The organism is Acidovorax sp. NN32 (assembly GCF_057597245.1).
In genome coordinates, this window is the sequence record NZ_CP199679.1 from 3,346,627 (window position 1) to 3,362,496 (window position 15,870).

The following is a 15,870-nucleotide window of genomic DNA, read 5'->3' on the forward strand; positions in this document are numbered from 1 at the left end:
CCCGGCCCCGATGCGTCCCACACCAAACGAAAGAGAGAGATGAAAAAAGCCACCCCGCAGGGTGGCTTCTTGTCTTGCCGTAACTCCATCCCCTGTGCGGGGGATTTCAGATCAGTGGAACTGCTCTTCTTCGGTCGAACCCGTCAGGGCCTTCACGGAGGACGAGCCACCCTGGATCACCGTGGTCACGTCGTCGAAGTAGCCTGCGCCCACTTCCTGCTGGTGCGACACGAAGGTGTAGCCCTTGTCGCGTGCTGCGAACTCAGGCTCTTGCACCATGTTCACGTAGTGCTTCATGCCTTCGCCGTTGGCGTATGCGTGAGCGAACTGGAAGGTGTTGAACCAGTTGATGTGGATACCGGCCAGCGTGATGAACTGGTACTTGTAGCCCAGGGCCGACAGGTCTTCCTGGAAGGAAGCGATCTGGCTGTCGTTGAGGTTCTTCTTCCAATTGAAAGAAGGCGAGCAGTTGTACGACAGCAGCTTGCCAGGGCAGGCAGCGTGCACGGCTTGCGCAAATTCACGGGCGAAGCCAATGTCTGGCACGCCGGTTTCGCACCACACCAGGTCGGCGTAGGGAGCGTAAGCCACGCCACGGCTGATGGCTTGCTCCAGGCCGTTCTTGACGCGGTAGAAGCCTTCTTGCGTGCGCTCGCCGGTCAGGAAAGGCTTGTCGTTGGCGTCGTGGTCGGAGGTGATCAGGTTGGCTGCTTCAGCGTCGGTACGGGCCAGAACGATGGTGGACACGCCCATCACGTCAGCGGCAAAACGTGCGGAAATCAGCTTTTCGCAGGCTTCCTGCGTCGGCACCAGCACCTTGCCGCCCATGTGGCCGCACTTCTTCACGGCAGCCAGTTGGTCTTCAAAGTGAACGCCTGCAGCGCCCGACTGGATCATGTTCTTCATCAGTTCGAAGGCGTTCAGCACACCACCGAAACCGGCTTCTGCATCGGCCACGATGGGCAGGAAGTAGTCGATGAATTCCTTGTCGCCGGGGTTGATGCCACGGCCCCACTGGATTTCGTCGGCGCGCTTGAAGGTGTTGTTGATGCGGCGGACCATGGTGGGCACCGAGTCGTAGGCGTACAGCGACTGGTCGGGGTACATGGTTTCGCTGGTGTTGCCGTCGGCGGCCACTTGCCAGCCCGACAGGTACACGGCTTCGAGGCCTGCCTTGGCTTGTTGCATGGCCTGCCCGGCGGAGATGGCGCCGAACGCGTTGACGTAGCCCTTCTTAGCGCCGCCGTTGATCTTGTCCCACAGCTTTTCAGCGCCGCGCTTGGCCAGCGTGTGCTCAATGGGCAACGAGCCGCGCAGACGCACCACGTCGGCAGCGGAGTAGCCGCGCTTCACGCCCTTCCAGCGGGGGTTGGTCGCCCAGTCTTTTTCCAGGGCGGCAATTTGCTGTTCGCGGCTCAGTTGTTCGTTGAGGGATTGGGGCATGAGATCACTCCAGAGGTTGGTTGAAAACGCCGGGCTGCTTGTGCCGCCCTTGGAGACAACTTTAAGTCTTCTATAAGACTTGTGCAAGCTCTTATGTCTTATAGAAGAGATAAATTTTCTCTTTGAAAAACAACAACTTAACCACAGCATTTCTCAATACAGAAATTGATTTCTCATATCGAGAAAAAATGCGGCAATGCAACATCTATCGTATTCCACATCGAGGAATCAAAATTCCGTATTGCAAAAAACAAAGATCGTCATTCACAACACGGCCGAACGCGGCGCTTGCAGCCAGTCCCCCCCGGCAATCCGGGGTGCAGAGACTACATACCGGGGATTGATCTCATAGACCAGGCAAGGCACGCCCTGCCCGCCCACATCAACCACGATCTCGCGCTTCACATACTCGTCACTGGGGGTCGCCCCCAGGTCCTCGATCTCGTCCAGTACGGCTTCCAGCGCTGGCTCGATGGCATACACCTCCCCGTGCACCACCCCCAGGGGCCCGCCCAACGCCATGCCGGGATAGGCCCCCAGGTGGTAGAGCACCCCAGGCACCTGGGCGGCCCCCATGAATCTTGGCGCCGGGCGAAGGCGGGTGATGTCATTGGATCCGCCGCGCCGCAAGGTGCCATAGACAAAGACATGGCGTGCAGGGCTGGCGGGCGGGGTTTCGTCGGGCATGATGCGCACCTCCTTTTCGTTGAGCGATCACCAGTCTAGTGAACACCACTCCCAGCCGCCCCTTTGCCTACCTGTGCCTGGCCCTCAGCATGGCGCTGGTGGGCAGCTACGTGGCGCTGTCCAAACCGCTGGCCGCCGTGCTGCCGGTTTTTCTGCTCGCATGGATGCGTTTTGGCATTGGTGGCATAGCCATGCTGCATTGGCTCCGCAAACCTGTGGATGAGCCGCCCCTCGCCCCACAAACCCGGCGGCTGTTGTTTCTACAATCGTTTCTGGGCAATTTCCTGTTCACCATCTGCATGATCTATGGCGTGAGCCTCACCGATGCGGTCACGGCCGGAGTGACCCTGGCCGCGATTCCCGCCGCGGTGGCGGTGATGGGCTGGCTCTTTTTGCACGAACGCGTGGCGCCACGCACCTGGGCGGCCGTGGTTTGTGCCGTGGCGGGGATTGCCTTGTTTTCGCTATCAAAACAAGAGCATTCAGCGCATATTGGACAAGCGCTAGGCACCCAAAATACTCAAAACCTTGCATGGTTGGGGCCCTTGCTGCTGCTGGGCGCGGTGGTGTGCGAAGCTGCTTACACGGTGATCGGCAAGATGCTCACCAGCAGTCTGGGCCCCAAGCGCATCACCTCGCTCATCAACCTGTGGGGCTTTGTGCTGTCCACGCCGTTCGGGCTGTACGCCGCCTGGCATTTTGACTTTGCCGCCGTAGGCTGGGGCACCTGGACGCTGCTGGTGTTCTACGCGCTAGCCGCCTGCGTGTGGACGGTGTGGCTCTGGATGACCGGGCTCAAGGCCGTGCCGGCTGCTCAGGGCGGCGTCTTCTCGGTCATGTTGCCAGTGAGCGCGGCCCTGGTCGGCGTGCTGGTGCTGGGCGAATCACTGACCGTCTGGCAATGGGCGGCGTTTGCCATCGCGCTGGCCAGCATGCTGCTGGCCACCCTGCCCTCACGCACAGCGCTGCGTGTCGGCCGACGCGACAACCAAGCAGGGTGACGATAGCCCGACCGCGATCGCTACGCAGCCAAGGGCTGTGTGCTGACCACGATGCCATCCGCATCGGCATACAGCCAGTCGCCCGGCCGCACCCAGACCCCCTGGATCTGCACGGCCACATCGCGCTGCCCCTCGCCACGGCGCTCGGTGGGCAATGGCATCAACCCCAGCGCACGAAGGCCGACGGCTGCCGCGTTCAGTTCGGCCACGTCACGCACGCAGCCATCCACCACCAGGCCGGCCCAGCCATTGCGCGCAGCGGCAGCCGCCAGATTGCCACCCACCAGAGCGCGGCGCAGCGATCCACCCCCATCCACCACCAGCACGCGGCCCTCACCCGGCGACTCCACAGCAGCCTTGACCTGCGTGTTGTCCTCATGGCACTTGACGGTGCTCACGGGGCCCGCAAACGCGGCCACACCGCCAAAACTCTGGAAAACGGGGGGCACAACGCGGAAAGACCCGCTCATATCACCCTTGTGCTCATCGCAAAAATCACAGGTGCTGAAGGGGGTGGAGGAAGGTGCAGCAGTCATGTTTCGAAAGCCTTTCAGGCGGAATGAACAACAGGGAAAGCGGCTAGGAGGCTGCGCGGCAGAAGGAACATCGGCTGCAACGTGCGATTAACCGGTCTCGCGCGTTTCGCTTCGATGCCTTCTGCCGCGAAGCCTCCTAGCGCCGGGCCACGCAGGTTGCCCCGCATTGTCATACAGCCCCAGGGGCAGGCCCTCAAACGCGGCCCGCGCAGGCCGCTTTGTCAAGGCAGGAGCGCAGCGTGGGCAACTTATTGGCCTGCACGCGGCACCACGGCTACAAATCGAGGCAAAAAAAGCCGTTTCTCCCTTGGAAACGCGTTTTTTTCCCAGTAGCATCAGCCTGCCAGTGGGAAAGCCTAGTTTTCGCTGGTGAAAATTTACTTCCAACAAGGAAAACCCAACATGGCAACTGCAAAAAAAGCTCCGGCAAAAACAGCCCCCGCAGCCAAGACGGCTGCTGCCCCCGCCAAGAAGCGCACCCCCAACGCTGCTTTCATGAAAGCGCTCACGCCCAGCCCCGCGCTGGCCGCCGTGGTGGGCTCGGCACCGCTGCCACGCACGGAGATCATCAGCAAGCTGTGGGTCTACATCAAGGCCAACAACCTGCAGGACGCCACCAACAAGCGCAACATCAACGCCGATGCCAAGCTCAAGGAGCTGTTCGGCAAGCCCCAGGTCTCGATGTTTGAGCTGGCTGGCCTGATTGGCAAGCACGTCAAATAATCCCCGCACCTGGTGCACCAAACAAGCCGGCTCAGCCGGCTTTTTTTCGCCTGTACTCCGGCAGACTGTGGCGCATTAACATCAATGCAAATGAGAATGACCCGCATTTGATGTAACATAATGAAGCAAGTCGAAGCACAGCCATGTTGACCTAGCCACTGCCTCTCGCCTGCGCCTGGCGCCCCGCGCGCCATCAGCACATCCCCACCGACGGAGGCCATCTTGGCAAAACCACGCGCTCAGCGCCGCAGCTCCGTGCTGCGCCCACAACAATCTTCTCCTTCCTTCGTGTCCACCACACCGCGCGGCCTGTCGTCCGACAAGGCCCTGCTCCCGCTGGGCGCACTCATGTTGGCTGCCTCTGTGGGCGCCATGGCACAGACCGACACCCAGGAAACCACCCTGTCCACCGTGACGGTGAAAGAAGCCGCCGAAGTGCAAGGCAAAGACACCTTGCTGCTCAAGAAGACCACGGTCGGCAAGGGCAAGCAGGACATCAAGGACATTCCCCAGTCCGTGACGGTGTTCACCGAAAAGCAGATGAACGACCGCAACATGGACGACTTCCGCGAGGTGCTGCGCAACACCGCGGGCGTGACCTTCCAGTCGGGCGAAACGGGTGAAGAAGACGTGCGCCTGCGCGGCTTCTCGCTGGGCCAGGCGGGCGACATCTATGTGGACGGCATGAAGGACGCCCCGCTGATCGAGCGCGACACCTTCAACCTGGACCGCGTCGAAGTGCTCAAGGGCTCGGCCTCCATGCTGTTCGGCAAGGGATCGACCGGCGGTGTGGTCAACCAGGTCAACAAAGCTCCCCTGCTCATCGACCAGCACGAAGCCTCGTACACCTACGGCACCGGCCAATACCACCGCGCCACGGGCGACTTCAACTTCAAGACTGGCGAGAACGCGGCCTTCCGCCTGAACGCCATGGTGCAGGAGTTCGACAACTACGGCGCCAAGCAGGACAAGCGCGGCATTGCACCCACGTTCGCCTGGGGCATCGGCACGCGCGATGAGTTTTCCATCGGCCTGTACTACCTCGAATCCAAGGGCCGCCCGCTGTACAACCACCCCTGGCGCGTGGTGGACGGCAAGATCAACACGCCGCTCGAAGCCCGCAACTACTACGGCCTGGCCAGCGACCACAACAACACCTCGGCGCAGCACGTCACGCTGGGCCACATTCACCGTTTTGACAACAACGGCGAGCTGAACACGCGCCTGCGCTACGGCACGTATGAGCGCGATCTGCTGGCCAGCACCATCGGCTTTCAGAACAGCGCCATCACGCTCGATCAGATCAACGGCAACACCGTGCTGACGCGTGGCTCCAAGGGCCGCCTGGGCGAAAGCGACGTGCTGCAGGTGCAAAGCGACTACAGCAACACCTTCAACTGGGGCGGTAAGAAGCACGCCGTGCTGGCAGGTGTCGACTACTTCGACGACGATGCCAAGCGCAACCAGAACTATCCCAACACCACCACCCGCCCCACCACCACCGTCGGCTCGCCCAACGATGGCGCCTGGGTGGCCGATGGCCGCGCGCCCGTGCAGTGGAACACCTTCAAGTCGCGCAACCTGGGCCTGTACTTCCAGGACACGATGGCGCTGAACGACACCCTGAAGCTGGTGGGTGGCCTGCGCTATGACAACTTCAAGGCCTCCTACAAGAACGCCACAGGCGCTCTGAGCAACTCCCGCTCCGACAGCTTGGTCAGCCCGCGCGTGGGCCTGCTGTTCCAGCCCAGCGAGCTGGTCTCGTACTACGCGTCGTTCGGCACCTCGTACAACACCTCGGGCGACACCTACCAGTTTGGCAACCCCGGCGCCAACACGTCCCGCACGGCCAACACCGACCCCGAGAAGAGCCGCAACTTCGAGATCGGCACCAAGATGGAGCTGTTCGAGCGCCGCGCCCTGCTGGGTGTTGCCGTGTTCCGCAGCGAGAAGTACAACGAGCGCAACACCGACCCCGACACCGCAGCCCAGCAAGAGCTGCTGTCCGGCAAGCGCCACGCCACCGGCATGGAGTTCAACCTGGCTGGCCGTCTTACGCCCCAGTGGGAAGTGTTCGCCAACCACACCTGGATTCCTTCGGCCAAGATCGACCGCAGCAACGTGGCGCTGGCGGCCAACGGCGGCGGTGCCCAGGTGCAGGGCGACCGCCCCGGCCTCACGCCCAAGCACAGTGGCAGCGTGTGGAGCACCTATGCCGTCACGTCCAAGCTGCGCGTGGGCGCTGGCCTGACCTACCGCAGCAAGCAGAACCCCGAGGGTTCGCGTGCGGTGTACGCCAGCGGCTTTGCCGTGATGGACGCCATGGCCGAGTACGCGTTTGACGACAAGACCACGCTCAAGCTGAACGTGAGCAACCTGTTCGACCGCACCTACGCCGACGGCCTGTACCGTGGCTTCTACACGCCGGGCGCACCCCGCGCCGTGCAGGTGTCCATCAAGACGCGCTTCTGACCTTCGATGCGCTGATACGCTGATGTTCTGACGAAACGACTCCGCCCCTTCACTGGGGCGGAGTCACAATCGGCCTCCATGTTTCTGCACATTCCCCACGTTCTCACCGCCGAAGAAGTCACCTTCTTCCGGCAACAGCTCTGGGCCCCCGACACCCCCTGGGTGGATGGCGCCCGCAGCGCAGGCGGCCAGGCCGTGCACCAGAAGAACAACCGGCAACTGGCCCAGGGCAGCGAGCTGTCGGCCCAGCTGCAGGGCCTGGTCAAGGCCGCCCTGGCACGCAATGCACTGTTCTTCTCGGCCGCCCTGCCGCGCCGCATTTACAACCCGCTGTTCAACCGCTACGGCGGTGGCGCCAACGCCTACGGCAACCATGTCGATAGCGCCGTCGTGCACTCCAAGGCCGACAACGGCTGGGTGCGCAGCGACCTGTCGTGCACGCTGTTCCTCACACCGCCCGACGAATACGAAGGCGGCGAACTCGTGGCCACCGAAGCCTGGGGCGAAAAACGCATCAAGCTCCCAGCGGGCGACATGGTTTTGTACCCTAGCAGCACCGTGCACCAGGTGTCGCCCGTCACACACGGGCAGCGCATCAGCAGCTTCTTCTGGGTTGAGAGCATGGTGCGCGGGCTGGAGCAGCGGCAGCTGCTGTTCGACATGGACATGTCGCTGCTGCGGCTACGCCAGAGCGTGGGCGAGACGGACCCGGCGGTCATTGCGCTCTCGGGCACGTACCACAACCTGCTGCGCATGTGGGCCGACGTGTGACCCGCCTCTCCTGGCATTCAGGTTCCACGGCCCCTTGCGCCGTAGCCCCCTGCCTTGCCAGATTTACTCCTATTTCAATAGCACCTCGCGCATACTGAACGCGCGCAAGGTGCTTTTTTCATTGGTATGACTGACACCCCCGCCCGCCACAGGCTGCCGCCCGAGATCGCCAACCTGGCCGACCATGAACTGCTGGCGCGCCAGCAGCTGGACGACAACGCCTGGGCCTACTTCAGCGGGGGCGCGGGCGACGAGATTACGCTGCGCGCCAACCGCAACGCCTGGGACGCCCTGCCCCTGTGGCCCCGCGTGCTGCGGCCGCTGGCAGGCGGCCACACCCGGGTGCAGCTGCTGGGGCGCACGCTGGCCCACCCCATCCTGCTGGCCCCGGTCGCCTTCCAGCGCCTGGCCCACGCCGATGGCGAACTGGCCATGGCCTACGCAGCGGCCGCACTGGGCGCGGGTGTGGTGTTGAGCACCCAGGCCAGCGTGTCGCTCGAAGCCGTTGCCGACGTGGTGCAGCCCGACCCCGGGCGCGGCGCACTGTGGTTCCAGCTCTACCTGCAGCGCGACCGGGGCTTTACGCAGGCGCTGGTGCAGCGGGCCGAGGCGGCGGGCTACGAAGCCCTGGTGCTCACGGTGGATGCCCCCACCAGCGGCGTGCGCGACCGCGAGCGGCGCGCAGGCTTTCGGCTGCCTCCCGGCGTGGGCCCGGTCAACCTCGCGGGCCTGCCCCCGCCACCACAACCCGACCTGCGCCCCGGCCAGAGCGCGCTGTTTGACGGCCTGCTGCACCAGGCGCCCACCTGGGACGACGTGGCCTGGCTGCAGTCCATCACCCGCCTGCCCGTGCTGCTCAAGGGCGTGCTGCACCCAGCCGACGCACGCCAGGCCGTGGCAGCGGGCGCGGCGGGCCTGATCGTCTCCAACCACGGTGGCCGCACGCTGGACACCGCGCCCGCCACCGCCACCGCCCTGCCCCGCGTGGTGCAGGCCGTGGCCGACGCAGTGCCGGTGCTGGTGGACGGCGGCATCCGGCGCGGCACCGATGTGCTCAAGGCCATGGCGCTGGGCGCATCGGCCGTGCTGGTGGGGCGCCCCGCCGTGTGGGGCCTGGCCAATGCGGGGGCCACAGGCGTAGCCCATGTGCTGCGCCTGCTGCGCGACGAGCTGGAAGTTGCCATGGCGCTCACCGGCTGCGCCACACTGACCGACGCCACGCCTGCGCTGTTGGATGTCGGAGAAGACGCAGCCCTCCGCCCCAACCGGTGAGGGCCGCCGCCGTGGCCGCTGGCGAATAGCCTTGGGCCGGTGAGAAGTGTTGATGGCGATCAACGCCCTTCTCCCTGACGGCAGGAATGATTTATTGCAAATGCGATAGATTCGTATTTATAATAAGATTACCTTCAACAGCCAGCCACACTGCCTGCCGCCATGATCGTCTGTGTTTGCCGCCGGATTTCCGACCGTGAGATTGCCCGCCACGCACGTGCAGGCATGAGCTTTGACGAAATCCAGTTCGAACTGGGCGTGGCCACCCAATGCGGGTGCTGCGAAAGCTGCGCCCGGGATGTGGTGGCGCAGTGCAGTGCATCGAGTCCGGTGGCCGCCCTGCACAATGAGGCAGCGCCGAAAACGATCCAGCTTGCCAGCTCCATCCTGGAAAGCAAGTCATGGAACTCCTCTCTACACTCGCAGGCAGCCTGATCCTCGTCGCAGGCTCGGCCTGGTGGATCTTTCGCAAATAATCGAGGTCTTTTAGGGCGCTAGCGCTTGATTTACAAGCGCTAGCTGCTATCATTTTTATGTCTCACCCAGATCGATTTGCCACCCCCGGGGGCCTCAGCCGCAATACCGTGATCGTGGGCTCCGTCGTCGCACTGCATGTTGCGGGCCTCTGGGCCCTGCAATCGGGCCTGCTGCGCAAGGCCGCCGAAGTCATCGTGCCAGCAGAACTGCTGACCGAGTTCATCGCGCCCCCCGCTCCGCCCAAGGTCACCCCCCCGCCGCCAGCGCCACCCCCACCGCCCAAGCCCGCCCCCAAGGTGGCTCCGCGCCCCGCACCCATGCCGGTGGCCATTGCCGACCCCACCCCGGCGCCCAACGCCCCCACGGGCATCACCACACCCCAGCCACCTGCGCCGCCCATGGAGGCGCCCGTCGCCCCGCCGGCGCCTGCGCCTGCGCCAGCCCCCCCGGCTCCGCCCGCACCGCCCAAGATCGAGCTGCCGTCGAGCGACGCCGCTTACCTGAACAACCCCAAGCCCAGCTACCCCGCCATCAGCAAACGCATGGGCGAACAGGGCAAGGTGGTGCTGCGCGTACTGATCGGCATCGATGGCACCCCGCAGAAGGTGGAAATCAACAAGTCCAGCGGCTTCGACCGCCTGGACCGGCAGGCCCAGGAGGCCGTCATGCGCTGGCGCTTCGTGCCCGGCAAACGCAACGGCGTGCCCGAGACCATGTGGAACCTGGTCCCTGTCAATTTCGTTCTCGAATAACCGCATTCACCACCAATCATCGCTTTAGGGAGTTTTCTCATGGAATCGCAATTCGGCATCGCCAACGTCTGGATCCAGGGTGACTTTGTCACCCGCGCCGTCGCCATCCTGCTGCTGGCCATGTCGCTGGCCTCGTGGATCGTCATCCTCATCAAGGCGCTGGACATCATCAAGTTCAAGAAACACGCCCGCGCCGCACAGGATTTCTGGCACAGCGAAGACTTTGCCGCCGGCCTGACCAAGCTGGGCGCCGACCCCACCAACCCCTTCCGCCACCTGGCGCTGGAAGGCCGCGAAGCCACCGCCCACCACCGCAACACCAAGGCCCACCTGCACGACAGCCTGGACGTGAGCGACTGGGTCACCCGCTGCCTGCGCAACTGCATTGACGAGTTCACTGCACGCCTGCAATCGGGCCTGGCCATCCTGGCCTCGGTGGGTTCCACCGCCCCGTTCATCGGCCTGTTCGGCACCGTCTGGGGCATCTACCACGCGCTGCTGGCCATTGGCACCTCGGGCCAGTCCACCATCGACAAGGTGGCCGGCCCCATCGGCGAGGCGCTGATCATGACCGCCCTGGGCCTGGCTGTGGCCATCCCCGCCGTGCTGGGCTATAACGCGCTGGTGCGTGGCAACAAGTCCATCCTGGGCGGCCTCAACAGCTTTGCGCACGACCTGCATGCCTACTTTGTGACCGGCGCCCGCGTGAATGCGCCCGGCGAGCAAGGCAAGGTCCTGCCCATGAAGAAAGGTGGCTAAGCCATGGCCTTCGGAACCCAAGACGATGCCGATGACGTGATGAACGAGATCAACATGACGCCCCTCGTGGACGTCATGCTGGTGCTGCTCATCATCTTCATCATCACCGTGCCGGTGATGAAACACTCGGTGAACGTGGACCTGCCCCGCGCTACCAACCAGCCCGAGAACATCAAGCCCGAGACCGTGCGCCTGTCGGTGTCGGCCGATGGCAAGTACTTCTGGAACGAGTTCGAGGTCACGGAGGAAGAACTCTTCCCCCGCCTGCAGACCGAGGCCGCCAAGGAACCCCAGCCCGACCTGCACATCCGGGGCGACAAGAACGTGCGCTACGAGTTCGTGGCCCAGGCCATGGCCGCAGCGCAGCGGGCCGGCGTGCGCAAGATTGGGTTCGTGACCGAGCCCCAGTCCTGAGTGGGTCGGGCTTTACAGGCGCAGTGAATCCATTTCGCCCGAATCAGCACCGCCTGCAGGTCACTTGCAAGAACGTTTTTACGCCTGTGCCCGGTGCAGCAACGCTGCCCGGGCACAGGCGTTGAAGGCCCTCAGAACCTGTTCAAAGTCTTTTCAGGGTCGCACAGGCCATAAAAAACAACAAAAAGAAACACCAAACCCGCTTGACTCGTAATTGCGAATCGTTATCATTAACAAAACGCACTGCAACGCAACAGGAATACTTTTCATGCAAGCCACACTGACCGCCGCCTCGCTCTTGCGTACTGCCCCTTCAGACCTGCCCGTGCCACGCACGGATCGGGACACGCCCCACCCTGCCGACACAGTGGCTGGCGCCGTGGACAGCAGTGCCCTGCTTCAGGGTCAGAAAGCGGTAGCGATCAGCCACAACGGCTCGGTATATCGCCTGCAGGCCACCAAGCTGGGCAAGCTCATCCTCACCAAGTAATTGCACCAGGAACCAAGTTTCATCGTGGGGCGACTCCCGGGCTTGCAACAAGCTCGAAAGGGTCGTTTTTGCCAGCCAACGGGTTCGCCCGCGTAGCCAGGCTTTTTTTCTCCCCAGCTCTCCTCGCCCCAGGATTCATCGAACCCCATAAAAAAACCGGCCAGTGGCCGGTTTTTTTATGGGAGATGCTGGTCTTCCATGAAGACTTAAAGCTTTTTTGGTTGCTAGCGCTTGATGGAAAAGCGCCAGCAGCTACTATTTTTATAGCAATCTCCAGCAACCCGCGGGTATCAAAGCCCCAGCGCTGCAATCCCGGCGCGGGCAATCTGCGCATCTTCCGTGGACTTCACACCGCTCACGCCCACGGCGCCCAGGCACTGGCCGTCCTTGAGGATCGGCACGCCGCCTTCGAGCAGGCCGTCGATCGTGGGGGCGCTCAGGAAGGATGTGCGGCCACCGTTGATCACGTCCTCGTACACCTTGCTCTCACGGCGCCCCAAAGCGGCCGTGCGCGCTTTGGACGGGGCGATGTGGGACGACACCGCTGCGGCGCCATCCAGGCGCTGCAGCCACAGCAGATGGCCGCCGTCATCGACGATGGCGATGGTCACTGCCCAGTTGTTCTTGAGGGCTTCGGCTTCGGCCGCTGCGGCGACGGCCTTGACGTCGGCCAGTTCGAGTTCGTGTTTGGTTTTCATGGTGCGATCCGAGAAATGGAAAAGTAGAGAAATAGAGAGATGAAATGGAGGCTGTGCGGGCTGCCAACGGGCCAGCCCGGCACAAGAAGCGGCAAGCATAGCGGCATCCCAACCGCCCTTCACCCCCAACCAGGGTGAAAGAACCCTTACCAAAAGTAGGTGACCGGATGCGGGTATTGCAGGGCCAAAAACCATCACCACCTAAAATTTGTCATGTCTGCGTTGTGCAGGCCAACAAGGAGAGACACAAGATGAATGACCAAGTCACCACCCTGGGCCACTCTGCGGGCTATGGCATCTCGCAGGAAGAGCGCCACAAGGTACTTCGCAATACTTACTGGCTGCTCGCACTGAGCATGATCCCCACGGTGCTCGGCGCCTGGGTGGGCGTTGCCACAGGCATCACCCAGTCGCTGCGCGGCGGCGTGGGCCTGATCGTGTTCCTGGGCGGCGCGTTCGCTTTCATGTTCGCGATCGAAAAGACCAAGCGCTCGGCCGCTGGCGTGCCTGTGCTGCTCGCCTTCACGTTCTTCATGGGCCTCATGCTCTCGCGCCTGATCGGCATGGTGCTGGGCTTCAAGAACGGTACCGACCTCATCATGACGGCGTTTGCCGGCACCGCAGGCGTGTTCTTCGTGATGGCCAGCCTGGCCAGCGTGATCAAGCGCGATCTGTCGGGCATGGGCAAGTGGCTGATGGTGGGCGCTCTGGTGCTCATGGTCGGCGCTGTCATCAACGTGTTCGTGGGCTCCTCGGTCGGCATGATGGCGATCTCGGTGGCGGCCATCGGCATCTTCAGCGCCTACATGCTGTATGACTTGAAGCAGATCCTGGACGGCGGCGAAACCAACTACATCAGCGCTACGCTGGCGCTGTATCTGGACATCTTCAACGTGTTCCAGAGCCTGCTGGCCCTGCTGGGCATCATGGGCGGGGAGCGCGAGTAACCCGCGCACCTGCAAGCAGGTGATTTCCCTCAAAGGCTCCTTCGGGAGCCTTTTTTCTTGCGGCTTTGCACAGCCCGGGGCTCAATAGCGCGCACGGCGTGCCGATAATGCAAGTACATGTATCGCAAACCTTCCTCCACCGCACTACGGCTGCTGGCTCTTTCCAGCATCCTGCTGCTGACTGCCTGCGACAAGATTCCCGGCCTGGGCCCCGATCCGCGCGTCGCCCAGCGTGAGGAGGAAGCCAAGGCCATCGGCGGCGCCTGCCGCCACGCGCTGCGGGGCCTGGAAGACTGCTACACCTTGAACCCCAAGGCCCCCAAGGCCTCGGTGTTTGCCGGGTGGAAGGACATGGACGCCTACATGCGCGAAAACAAGATCGAAGGCGCACCGTCAGTGCTCGGCAAGGTCGAGAAACCCGAGCGCACCGAACGATCCAGCGACATCGAAACCGAGCCACGCGACCCGGCTGCCAGCCGCAATCGCAGCTAGCCCGTCCGTCAATCGACACCTGAGGAGGCAGGCAGCGCCGTTGTCGGCCTCCCCCCTTCGCTCAGTCGCGCTCGAACACCGCCATGCTCTCAACGTGTGCCGTGTGCGGGAACATGTTCACCATGCCCGCCGCCGTGCACCGGTAGCCCGCCAAGTGCACCAGCAGCCCGGCGTCGCGCGCCAGTGTGGCGGGGTTGCAGCTCACGTAGACGATGCGTTTCGGCGGGGCCCAGCCCTCCGCCCCTGTTGGCAGCGGGCCCGCGCCTTCGGCGCCGATGCGCGCCTGCTCGATGTCGGCAAGGGCCTTGGCCAGGGCAAACGCCCCTTCGCGGGGTGGGTCCACCAGCCATTTGTCGGCAGATCCGTCGGCCACCAGCATTTCCGGGGTCATCTCGAACAGGTTGCGCGCTACAAAATCAGTAGCTGCTAGCGCTTTATGGTCAGGCGCCACGGCCTGATTCAATGCATAGTTTTCGCGCGAACGGGCCACCAGGGCCTCGCTGCCTTCGATGCCCAGCACCTCGCGCGCCTGTGTGGCCAGCGGGAGCGTGAAATTGCCCAAACCGCAAAACCAGTCGATCACGCGTTCGTGCGGCTGCACATCCAGCAGGCGCAACGCACGCGACACCAGCACGCGGTTGATGTGCGGGTTCACCTGGGTGAAGTCGGTGGGCTTGAACGGCATGGTGATGCCAAAGTCCGGCAGCGCATAAGACAGCAGCTCGCCCCCTTCGTCCAGCAGCTTCACCGTGTCGGGCCCCTTGGGCTGCAGCCACCATTGCACGTGGTGTTCGGCCGCAAAGGCGCGCAACCGGGCGAGGTCATCCGCACTCAGCGGCTCCAGGTGCCGCAGCACCAACGCGGTTACGGTGTCGCCACAGGCCAGTTCGATCTGGGGGCAGGTGTCGCGCGCATCCATGCCGGCAATCAGCGCGCGCAAGGGCATCAGCATGGCGTCCACATGGGGGGGCAGCACGGGGCACTGCTGCATGTCGGCCACATAGCGGCTCTTGCGCTCATGGAAACCGATCAGCACCTGGCCCTTCTTGATCACATGGCGCACCGACAAACGGGCACGGTAGCGATAACCCCAGGACGGACCTTCGATGGGCCGCAGCATGGTCTGGGCCTTGACCTTGCCCAGGTGCCAGAGGTTGTCTTCGAGCACGCGCTGCTTGACGGCAACCTGGGCGCCCACGTGCAGGTGCTGCATCTTGCAGCCACCGCAGGCACCGGCGTGCAGGCCAAAGTGCGGACAGCCGGGGCGCACACGCTGCGACGATTCGCGGTGAATCGCCCCCAGGCTGGCCTGCTCCCAGTTGTTCTTTTTGCGGTGGGTGTTGGCGGTGACCAGCTCGAACGGCAGGGCACCGTCGATGAAGATCACCTTGCCGTCGGGCTTGCGGGCAACGCCCTGGGCATCCAGGTCCATGGACTGCACTTGCAGCCAGCCTTCGGGCAAGTCGCTCTGGGAATCCTGGGCGGTGGGTTCAAACGAGGGGGATAGTTCTTTCGGTTCGCTCATCCCCCGATTGTCTCAGGCCCGGGACAGCCCCCGCCCGGGCCGCTGAACCGGGCGCTCAGCTGCGGTCTGCGCGGGCGGGACGGCCGCCCATGCCCATGGAACCCGTAGCCCCTTGAGCAGACGCCAGGGGAAGCTTGTTGATGGGGAGGTCGCAGTTGTGGTTGTCAGGCGAGAACACCAGTGTGGAGCCCGGGGCAACCTGTGGCAGGGTCTGGTGGATCTGGTAGGACAGGTCCACCGGTGGCTGAGGGGCGCGGTACACGATGTCCTGGTCGGGGCCGTAAACCACGTAGCACGAGGCTGCAGCCGAGTGGCTGAAAAAGGCCGCCGCCAGCAGGGCAGCAGCAGCGTATGGAAAGCGGATCATGGTTCTTCTCCTCAATCTGACAGGTCTGCCGGGCATTATGCGGG

Annotated in this window: 18 protein-coding genes; 12 read left to right on the top strand and 6 right to left on the bottom strand. The window is 63.5% G+C overall.

What is annotated here, in order from left to right; all coding sequences use genetic code 11:
* Nucleotides 1-111: 111 nt before the first annotated feature.
* Nucleotides 112-1,443 carry an isocitrate lyase gene (gene aceA, locus ACT89O_RS15495; protein ID WP_487260513.1) on the bottom strand — a complete coding sequence of 444 codons (1,332 nt, stop codon included), beginning with the start codon at nt 1,441-1,443 and terminating at the stop codon, nt 112-114.
* Nucleotides 1,444-1,707: 264 nt separating this feature from the next.
* Nucleotides 1,708-2,130 carry a gamma-glutamylcyclotransferase family protein gene (locus ACT89O_RS15500; protein WP_487260514.1) on the bottom strand — a complete coding sequence of 141 codons (423 nt, stop codon included), beginning with the start codon at nt 2,128-2,130 and terminating at the stop codon, nt 1,708-1,710.
* A gap of 38 nt (nt 2,131-2,168) precedes the next feature.
* On the opposite strand from ACT89O_RS15500, the gene ACT89O_RS15505 reads away from it, so the two are divergent.
* Nucleotides 2,169-3,131, top strand: coding sequence for a DMT family transporter (locus ACT89O_RS15505; RefSeq protein ID WP_487260515.1), 963 nt, complete (start codon nt 2,169-2,171; stop codon nt 3,129-3,131).
* Nucleotides 3,132-3,151: 20 nt separating this feature from the next.
* Here the strand turns inward: ACT89O_RS15505 and rraA are convergent, their stop codons facing one another.
* Entirely contained in the window at nt 3,152-3,667 is a 516-nt protein-coding gene (gene rraA / locus ACT89O_RS15510) for a ribonuclease E activity regulator RraA (RefSeq protein WP_487260516.1), read from the bottom strand.
* A 402-nt stretch (nt 3,668-4,069) separates the two neighbouring features.
* On the opposite strand from rraA, the gene ACT89O_RS15515 reads away from it, so the two are divergent.
* From ACT89O_RS15515 to hemP, 9 genes are all read left to right on the top strand, one after another.
* Entirely contained in the window at nt 4,070-4,390 is a 321-nt protein-coding gene (locus tag ACT89O_RS15515; protein WP_055402700.1) for an SWIB/MDM2 domain-containing protein, read from the top strand.
* Nucleotides 4,391-4,738: 348 nt separating this feature from the next.
* The gene (locus ACT89O_RS15520) at nt 4,739-6,862 is read left to right on the top strand and encodes a TonB-dependent receptor (RefSeq protein WP_487262864.1); all 2,124 of its coding nucleotides are present in this window, start codon (nt 4,739-4,741) and stop codon (nt 6,860-6,862) included.
* Nucleotides 6,863-6,940: 78 nt separating this feature from the next.
* Nucleotides 6,941-7,633, top strand: coding sequence for a Fe2+-dependent dioxygenase (locus ACT89O_RS15525; RefSeq protein ID WP_487260517.1), 693 nt, complete (start codon nt 6,941-6,943; stop codon nt 7,631-7,633).
* A 126-nt stretch (nt 7,634-7,759) separates the two neighbouring features.
* On the top strand, nt 7,760-8,905 hold the full coding sequence (locus ACT89O_RS15530; protein WP_487260518.1) for an alpha-hydroxy acid oxidase: 1,146 nt from the start codon (nt 7,760-7,762) through the stop codon (nt 8,903-8,905).
* A gap of 162 nt (nt 8,906-9,067) precedes the next feature.
* On the top strand, nt 9,068-9,340 hold the full coding sequence (locus ACT89O_RS15535) for a (2Fe-2S)-binding protein (protein ID WP_055402706.1): 273 nt from the start codon (nt 9,068-9,070) through the stop codon (nt 9,338-9,340).
* 98 nt (nt 9,341-9,438) lie between these two features.
* Complete coding sequence (locus ACT89O_RS15540; RefSeq protein ID WP_487260519.1) at nt 9,439-10,134, top strand: energy transducer TonB; 696 nt, start codon at nt 9,439-9,441, stop codon at nt 10,132-10,134.
* Between the two features lie 39 nt (nt 10,135-10,173).
* Nucleotides 10,174-10,893 carry a MotA/TolQ/ExbB proton channel family protein gene (locus ACT89O_RS15545; protein WP_055398135.1) on the top strand — a complete coding sequence of 240 codons (720 nt, stop codon included), beginning with the start codon at nt 10,174-10,176 and terminating at the stop codon, nt 10,891-10,893.
* A 3-nt stretch (nt 10,894-10,896) separates the two neighbouring features.
* Nucleotides 10,897-11,307, top strand: a complete 411-nt coding sequence (locus ACT89O_RS15550; RefSeq protein ID WP_055398136.1) for an ExbD/TolR family protein — start codon at nt 10,897-10,899, stop codon at nt 11,305-11,307.
* A gap of 268 nt (nt 11,308-11,575) precedes the next feature.
* A complete protein-coding gene (gene hemP, locus ACT89O_RS15555) occupies nt 11,576-11,797 on the top strand; it encodes a hemin uptake protein HemP (protein ID WP_228897917.1) in 222 nt (73 codons plus the stop codon).
* A gap of 290 nt (nt 11,798-12,087) precedes the next feature.
* Here hemP and ACT89O_RS15560 read toward each other — a convergent pair whose 3' ends face one another.
* On the bottom strand, nt 12,088-12,495 hold the full coding sequence (locus ACT89O_RS15560; RefSeq protein ID WP_121420472.1) for a GlcG/HbpS family heme-binding protein: 408 nt from the start codon (nt 12,493-12,495) through the stop codon (nt 12,088-12,090).
* A 251-nt stretch (nt 12,496-12,746) separates the two neighbouring features.
* Between ACT89O_RS15560 and ACT89O_RS15565 the strand changes: the two genes are divergently transcribed.
* Nucleotides 12,747-13,442 (top strand): Bax inhibitor-1/YccA family protein, encoded by a 696-nt coding sequence (locus tag ACT89O_RS15565; protein ID WP_055398139.1) that lies wholly within the window; start codon nt 12,747-12,749, stop codon nt 13,440-13,442.
* Nucleotides 13,443-13,559: 117 nt separating this feature from the next.
* Complete coding sequence (locus tag ACT89O_RS15570; protein ID WP_055398140.1) at nt 13,560-13,934, top strand: hypothetical protein; 375 nt, start codon at nt 13,560-13,562, stop codon at nt 13,932-13,934.
* Between the two features lie 61 nt (nt 13,935-13,995).
* Here ACT89O_RS15570 and rlmD read toward each other — a convergent pair whose 3' ends face one another.
* Nucleotides 13,996-15,459 (bottom strand): 23S rRNA (uracil(1939)-C(5))-methyltransferase RlmD, encoded by a 1,464-nt coding sequence (gene rlmD / locus ACT89O_RS15575; protein ID WP_487260520.1) that lies wholly within the window; start codon nt 15,457-15,459, stop codon nt 13,996-13,998.
* Nucleotides 15,460-15,514: 55 nt separating this feature from the next.
* A complete protein-coding gene (locus ACT89O_RS15580) occupies nt 15,515-15,826 on the bottom strand; it encodes a hypothetical protein (RefSeq protein ID WP_487260521.1) in 312 nt (103 codons plus the stop codon).
* Between the last annotated feature and the right edge of the window lie 44 nt (nt 15,827-15,870).

What these genes read in the sequence shown, in the direction of transcription:
- aceA (WP_487260513.1), bottom strand. Translation starts at nt 1,443, where the DNA reads ATGCCCCAATCCCTCAACGAACAACTGAGCCGCGAACAGCAAATTGCC.
- ACT89O_RS15540 (WP_487260519.1), top strand. Translation starts at nt 9,439, where the DNA reads ATGTCTCACCCAGATCGATTTGCCACCCCCGGGGGCCTCAGCCGCAAT.
- ACT89O_RS15500 (WP_487260514.1), bottom strand. Translation starts at nt 2,130, where the DNA reads ATGCCCGACGAAACCCCGCCCGCCAGCCCTGCACGCCATGTCTTTGTC.
- ACT89O_RS15520 (WP_487262864.1), top strand. Translation starts at nt 4,739, where the DNA reads ATGTTGGCTGCCTCTGTGGGCGCCATGGCACAGACCGACACCCAGGAA.
- ACT89O_RS15580 (WP_487260521.1), bottom strand. Translation starts at nt 15,826, where the DNA reads ATGATCCGCTTTCCATACGCTGCTGCTGCCCTGCTGGCGGCGGCCTTT.
- ACT89O_RS15525 (WP_487260517.1), top strand. Translation starts at nt 6,941, where the DNA reads ATGTTTCTGCACATTCCCCACGTTCTCACCGCCGAAGAAGTCACCTTC.
- rlmD (WP_487260520.1), bottom strand. Translation starts at nt 15,459, where the DNA reads ATGAGCGAACCGAAAGAACTATCCCCCTCGTTTGAACCCACCGCCCAG.
- rraA (WP_487260516.1), bottom strand. Translation starts at nt 3,667, where the DNA reads ATGACTGCTGCACCTTCCTCCACCCCCTTCAGCACCTGTGATTTTTGC.
- ACT89O_RS15565 (WP_055398139.1), top strand. Translation starts at nt 12,747, where the DNA reads ATGAATGACCAAGTCACCACCCTGGGCCACTCTGCGGGCTATGGCATC.
- ACT89O_RS15545 (WP_055398135.1), top strand. Translation starts at nt 10,174, where the DNA reads ATGGAATCGCAATTCGGCATCGCCAACGTCTGGATCCAGGGTGACTTT.
- ACT89O_RS15515 (WP_055402700.1), top strand. Translation starts at nt 4,070, where the DNA reads ATGGCAACTGCAAAAAAAGCTCCGGCAAAAACAGCCCCCGCAGCCAAG.
- ACT89O_RS15560 (WP_121420472.1), bottom strand. Translation starts at nt 12,495, where the DNA reads ATGAAAACCAAACACGAACTCGAACTGGCCGACGTCAAGGCCGTCGCC.
- ACT89O_RS15530 (WP_487260518.1), top strand. Translation starts at nt 7,760, where the DNA reads ATGACTGACACCCCCGCCCGCCACAGGCTGCCGCCCGAGATCGCCAAC.
- ACT89O_RS15535 (WP_055402706.1), top strand. Translation starts at nt 9,068, where the DNA reads ATGATCGTCTGTGTTTGCCGCCGGATTTCCGACCGTGAGATTGCCCGC.
- hemP (WP_228897917.1), top strand. Translation starts at nt 11,576, where the DNA reads ATGCAAGCCACACTGACCGCCGCCTCGCTCTTGCGTACTGCCCCTTCA.
- ACT89O_RS15550 (WP_055398136.1), top strand. Translation starts at nt 10,897, where the DNA reads ATGGCCTTCGGAACCCAAGACGATGCCGATGACGTGATGAACGAGATC.
- ACT89O_RS15570 (WP_055398140.1), top strand. Translation starts at nt 13,560, where the DNA reads ATGTATCGCAAACCTTCCTCCACCGCACTACGGCTGCTGGCTCTTTCC.